Below are 5,206 nucleotides of genomic sequence, written 5' to 3' on the forward strand. Positions count from 1 at the left end.
GCCCCGCAGGGCGGTCAAGTCCCGCAGGGCAATCAGCCTACGCAGGCCGGACAAGCCACTCAGGCCGGTCAGGCACGTCCGGCTCCCGGCGGCGCCCGGGCCGAGCGCCGGCGGCGGTCCTACGCGAGTTGCAACCGGGCCTCGCACCAGCGCGGCCTCCACGGCGGCAAGCGGCGGCGCTTCCTCATCCGGTGCCGGCTCGGCTACGAACGTCCGCGCCAGCCCCCCGCCGCTCAGCCCGCCCCCCATCAGGCGCAGCCCCCGGCCCAGCCCGGGCCGCGTCCGTGAGAGCCCACAGGAGGCGGCGAAGCCGCGCCCGGCCGTGAAGCTCATCGTCTTCGACGTTGACGGGACCCTCGTCGACAGCCAGCATCTCATCGTCGCGGCGCAGGGCATGGCCTTCGCCGAGCACGGCATCCCGGCCCCCGGACGCACGGAGGCGCTCTCGGTCGTGGGCCTGTCGCTGCCCCAGGCCTTTCGCCGCCTCGTGGGCGAGGACGGCCCGGTCCAGTCCCTCTCCGAGAGCTACAAGCGCGCCTTCCAGACTCTGCGGCTCGACCCGACCTACGAGGAACCGCTGTTTCCCGGCATGGGCGACCTCCTGACCCGGCTGCACGCGCGGGACGACGTGCTGCTCGGGATCGCCACCGGCAAGTCGCGGCGCGGCGTGAATCACCTGATCGAGGTCCAGGGCTGGGAGGGTTGGTTCAGCACCACCCAGACCGCCGATGACGCCCCGTCCAAGCCCGACCCGGCGATGCTGCTTCAGGCCATGGCCGAGACCGGGGTCGATCCCGAGGCGACCGTGATGGTCGGCGACACATCCTACGACATGGCGATGGCGGTCGCGGCGGGCGCGGCGGCGATAGGGGTCGGCTGGGGCTATCATGTCCCCGGGGCCCTCTATGCCGCCGGCGCGGTCACGGTGGCGGACGATGCGGCCGCCCTGGGCGCGCTGTTCGGCCGCCAAGCCGATCCGGGCCGCACCGCCTGACGGCGGCTCGACGCGGCCGGTTGGGGGAGGCTAAGCTGCCGCCATGCGCCCGATGCTGCTTCTCGCCCTGCTCATCCTGCCCGCCTCCGCCTCGGCGCAGATGTTGGACGGTCCCGTGGCCGGCGGCGCGTTCGGGATGAGCGGCGCCGACTATTTCGGCGACATCCACGACCGGCCGCCGCCCGACCGCGAGGCGACCCGGGCCCGGGCGAACCGGCACCGCGTCGCATCGGCGGCGAAGCCTCGCGCGAGCAAGCCCAGGGCAACCGCGCGCCGCGCGCCGCTCTGAGCAGACCGCTCCGAGGGCTGCGGCCCGCGCCTCACTCCCCCGCCTGCGCGCTCGCCAGTGCCTTCGCCCGGCGCTGTGCCTGGCGCCAGTCCGCCGGCTCCTCGAACACGCCGGCCCAGATTCCCCTGCGGGTCGCCCAGGCCCTGCGCTCCTGGTGGACGTAGCCCTGCGCGACCTGCCGGACGGCGAGGGCGTGGCCGTGTCCCGCCATCCAGGCGGAGAGGTCGACATTGCCCGCGCGGCAGAGCGCCGTCAGGCGCTCCCTCGCGGCGTCCTTCGTGGCCGAGCCCTGCGGCTCGCAGGCGACCGTGTGGTTGCCGATCTGCTGGCGCAGGGCCGCCGCCGCGGCCTGGCCGCAGCGATAGGAGGTTCCAGCCCCGGTCTCGCAGGTCTGCGCCGCCTCGGGCGCGTCGATCCCGTAGAGGTCGATGCGCCTGCCCTGCAGCTCGATCGTATCACCGTCGATCACGGTCGGTTGGCCGGTGATCGGCTCGGCGGCGAAGGCGGGCGTGGCGAGGAGCAGGAGGAGAGAGGTCAGGCGCAGCATCGAAGGCTCTGAGCGGGAACAGGATGGGGGCAGGAAGCCGGCCGGCTCGCGGATCCGGCCGCCTCGGAAAACGTCGCCGTCGTGAGCGAGCGGGTGCTGTCGGACGACAGCGGAGTGCATCACGGCATTCCGGCGGAATGGTGCCGCGGCCCGCGACACGCTGTCCGCCCCCCTATGCACTCACGTCACGTCGGCACCCCGCACTCGGTGCGCTCCGCCCGGACGAAGAGCACCCGCACAGCCCGGCGCAGGTTCCAGCGCGCGAGGCGCAGGCAGAAGCGCAGCCAGCGCCGCAGCGACCACGCGACGCCGGAACCGGTCGAAAGCGCCCGCAGACCGAAGGCCTTGCCGACCGAGAACGCGTCACAGTCCCGCTTCACCGGATCCGCGTAGAACGTCGCGATCTTCTCGACGCACATCCGGGGTGTGGCGAGCCAGGCCGGGATGTGGTGATTGCAGAGCCGCTCCACATCGGTGATGACCTTGAGGGATCCGGTGCCCGTAGCGGGGCAGGGCGTCGTAAAAGCGTCTCCTACCAGCACGATGCCGGACTTCTCGATGCCGTGCGACGCGTGCAGATCCGTCGGCCGAACCTTGACCGGGCCCGCCACCCGATAGGCGCCGATCAGTCCCGCCAGTCTCGGCATCAGGCCGCGCAGGGCTGCGTCGGGAGCGGCACGGAACTGTGCCAGCTAGGGGCTTGCGCAGGGGCTGGTACAGGAACAGGTTCGCCCGCATGCCGGCGCCGATCCGGAACAGGGTCAGGTAGGCGAGCCCTTGGTCGTAGCGCTCCGGATTGTACTGCAGCCCCGGGAAGGCAATGGCCTGCCCGTCGGTCCGCTCGAGATCGAAGCCGACCGTGATCGAGTGGCAGGCACTGACGAGATCCCGCCGGATGCCGAGCGCCTCGCGCAGGGTCCAGTTCAACCCGCTGGCCAGGATCACGAGGCGCGCCTCGAGCACTCCGCCATCCGGGAGGTGGACGCGCGGGCGCAGCGGATCGGGCTCGATCCGCTGCGCGACCGTCGGCAGGATGCGGACGGAGGGTGAGATCTCGGCTCGAATCGTGTTCACGAGCCCGTCGTAGGCGAGGCCGTACTGGTCGAAGGGCACCTTGTCGACGACGGGGCCGAAGCGGGCGATCCAGAGAGTGTCGGCGTGGGTCGAGGCACGGATCACCGCCTGCGCCAAGCCGGTACGGCGCAGAACTTCGAGATGGCCCTGCTCCGGCTTCTCGCAGCAGAAGTCCGGCGGGTAGACGGTGTGCGGGTCGATCAGGACGACGTCGCGGCCCGCCCGAGCATGGCCGCCGCGAGCGAGCCGGCGAGCCCGCCGCCCACAATCGCGATCTCGGGCCCCGCTTCATCCCGTCCTCCGGCCTGCATGGCATCACCCCGCTGAGCGGCCGGATCCTGGCCTCGTAACGCCAGGACGACAGCCGAGCGGTGGCCTTGATCCCTTGATCGGAGGACGTCGTCCTCTGGTTCCGGCCACGCCGGCTGCCGGAGCAGGCCGTTGCCCCTTCGTTCTTGCCCTGCGGCCGGCGAATCGGCGATAGGTTCGGGCATGCGCCGCCCCGTGCTCAGCCTCGTCCCGGCTCTCGCCTATCTCCTCGCCGCCGGGCCCTCGCTCGGCCTCAGCGCCGGTCCGGGACCGGCGCCGAGCGAGGTCGAACGCCTGGAGCAGGCGTGGCACCAGTGCCTGCGCGAGGCCTACGCCCACCAGCCCGCGGGGCAGAGCCGGGCGGGCGATCAGCGCAACGCCCTCGACGCCTGCCGCGAGCGCGAGGACGCCCTCGTGGCAACGCTGATGACGGCGCGCGGCGGAGCGCAGGCGGAGCGATCGCTCGGCGCCCGCGCGCGGAGCTGGGCCGCCTCCGTCGCGGCCTACGTGCTCGACCCGGTCTCGTCCTGGCTCGGCACGCTCCGGCGCTGAGCGCGACGCGAAGATCCGGGAAGCGACGCCCGGCTTATCCGAAGATTAACCAAACCGGCCGCTCAATAGGCTTCCGTCAAGGTTGATGTTTCCCAAACAGGCCGTCGCGGCCGCTCCCGTCCGCTCGCACCTCGAGCGGCGGCCGGCCGCGCGCGTCCCGGGCGGGGCCCGCGTAACCGAGTAAGCCCGCATGACCGTGCCCGCGTACCCCTCCGCGCACCGCGTCCGCCGCCAGCGCCGCCGGCCCCGCGGCGGTTTCCTCGGTCCGGCCGCGGCCGTGACGATGGCCTGCGCGGTCCTCGCGCGCTTCTACATGCCCGAGCCTGGCCCGTCGGAGGCGCGGCCGGAGGCGGCCACGCCACGCACTGAGCAGGCCCAGGCTTCGCAGGTCCAGGCTTCGCAGACCACGATGCCGACGGTCGCGCGTGCTGTCGATGCGCCGCGGGCCGCCCCCCCACGTGTCTCCTGGATGCTCGACCCGACGCCGATCCTCGGGGCCGGCACCGGAACACTCACGACATCCGGCCCACCGCCCGGGACCTTCGCGCCGCCCCGCCCCGCGCCGGTCCGCGTTGCCGAAATCCAGCCGGCGCTCACCTCGAAGCCGGACGCGGCCCCGGCTCCGGTTGCGCAGAAGATGGATCCGATAAAGCTCGCGGAGCAGACCGTGCCGCTGCCGATGCCACGCCCGGTCGAGTTGCGCCCCGAACCGGCGCATCCCCGCATCGCGGCGCGGCAGCGGCTCGCCGCGCGGGCGCAGCAGCAGGCCGCGGCCCCGACGCGCGCGCAATCCGACGCCGCGGCCGAGCGCTCGTTCTTCGATGCGGTGTTCGGAACGAGGCCGACCCCGGAAGACCGTCCGGAACCGGTGATGGCCTACGCCTCGCTGGAGCGCGATCCGGTCGCGGCAATCCCGCGCCGGACGCTGGTGCCAGAGCCGTCGGCCGAGGCGACGGCGATCTACGACATCAGCGCCCGCACCGTGACACTGCCGAGCGGCGAGGTTCTGGAGGCCCATTCCGGTCTCGGCCCCGCGCAGGACAATCCAAAGCTCGTCCACCAGAAGATGCGCGGCGCCACCCCGCCCGGCACTTATCTCCTGACCGAGCGCGAGGCTCTGTTCCACGGGGTGCGGGCGATCCGGCTGAACCCGGTCGGCGGAAGCGGAGCGGTGCTCAACCGGACCGGCCTTCTGGCTCATACCTACATGCTGGGCCCGAGCGGCGCCTCGAACGGCTGCGTCGTCTTCCGGAACTACGACCGCTTCCTGCAATCCTTCCTGCGGGGCGAGATACGCCGCCTCGTCGTGGTGGCGGGCAGCCGCCAGGATCGCCTGCCCGCCGTGGCGCAGGGTCTCTTCGGCCGCTAGAGCGCTCTCCGCCAAACAGGATATCGGTTCGGCGTGAGAGGGCACGTAAAAACAATCGCCCAGAGCCGTGCC

General features: G+C 72.6%; 7 protein-coding genes and 1 pseudogene. 5 read left to right on the forward strand and 3 right to left on the reverse strand.

All coding sequences use genetic code 11. From position 1 onward, the window contains the following. The 3 genes and pseudogenes from MFF54_RS27305 to MFF54_RS27315 form a co-directional block, all read left to right on the forward strand. Positions 1-288: pseudogene (locus tag MFF54_RS27305) on the forward strand (hypothetical protein); the annotation flags it as partial. 34 nt (positions 289-322) lie between these two features. Continuing rightward, a complete protein-coding gene (locus MFF54_RS27310) occupies positions 323-994 on the forward strand; it encodes an HAD-IA family hydrolase (protein WP_238307327.1) in 672 nt (223 codons plus the stop codon). Positions 995-1,037: 43 nt separating this feature from the next. Beyond that, positions 1,038-1,283, forward strand: a complete 246-nt coding sequence (locus MFF54_RS27315) for a hypothetical protein (protein WP_238307328.1) — start codon at positions 1,038-1,040, stop codon at positions 1,281-1,283. 31 nt (positions 1,284-1,314) lie between these two features. Here MFF54_RS27315 and MFF54_RS27320 read toward each other — a convergent pair whose 3' ends face one another. The 3 genes from MFF54_RS27320 to MFF54_RS27330 form a co-directional block, all read right to left on the reverse strand. Then, a complete protein-coding gene (locus tag MFF54_RS27320) occupies positions 1,315-1,830 on the reverse strand; it encodes a thermonuclease family protein (RefSeq protein WP_238307329.1) in 516 nt (171 codons plus the stop codon). Positions 1,831-2,015: 185 nt separating this feature from the next. Then, a complete protein-coding gene (locus tag MFF54_RS27325) occupies positions 2,016-2,210 on the reverse strand; it encodes a hypothetical protein (protein WP_238307330.1) in 195 nt (64 codons plus the stop codon). Continuing rightward, positions 2,194-3,009: an NAD(P)/FAD-dependent oxidoreductase gene (locus tag MFF54_RS27330; protein ID WP_238307331.1), complete on the reverse strand. Its 816-nt coding sequence runs from the start codon at positions 3,007-3,009 to the stop codon at positions 2,194-2,196. The genes MFF54_RS27325 and MFF54_RS27330 overlap by 17 nt, the downstream gene beginning before the upstream one ends. 387 nt (positions 3,010-3,396) lie before the next feature. Between MFF54_RS27330 and MFF54_RS27335 the strand changes: the two genes are divergently transcribed. After that, entirely contained in the window at positions 3,397-3,765 is a 369-nt protein-coding gene (locus tag MFF54_RS27335) for a hypothetical protein (protein WP_238307332.1), read from the forward strand. A gap of 190 nt (positions 3,766-3,955) precedes the next feature. Then, positions 3,956-5,134 (forward strand): tlde1 domain-containing protein, encoded by a 1,179-nt coding sequence (locus MFF54_RS27705; RefSeq protein ID WP_283206328.1) that lies wholly within the window; start codon positions 3,956-3,958, stop codon positions 5,132-5,134. Positions 5,135-5,206: the final 72 nt, after the last annotated feature.

Source organism: Methylobacterium gregans (genome assembly GCF_022179245.1).
Lineage (GTDB): Bacteria > Pseudomonadota > Alphaproteobacteria > Rhizobiales > Beijerinckiaceae > Methylobacterium > Methylobacterium gregans.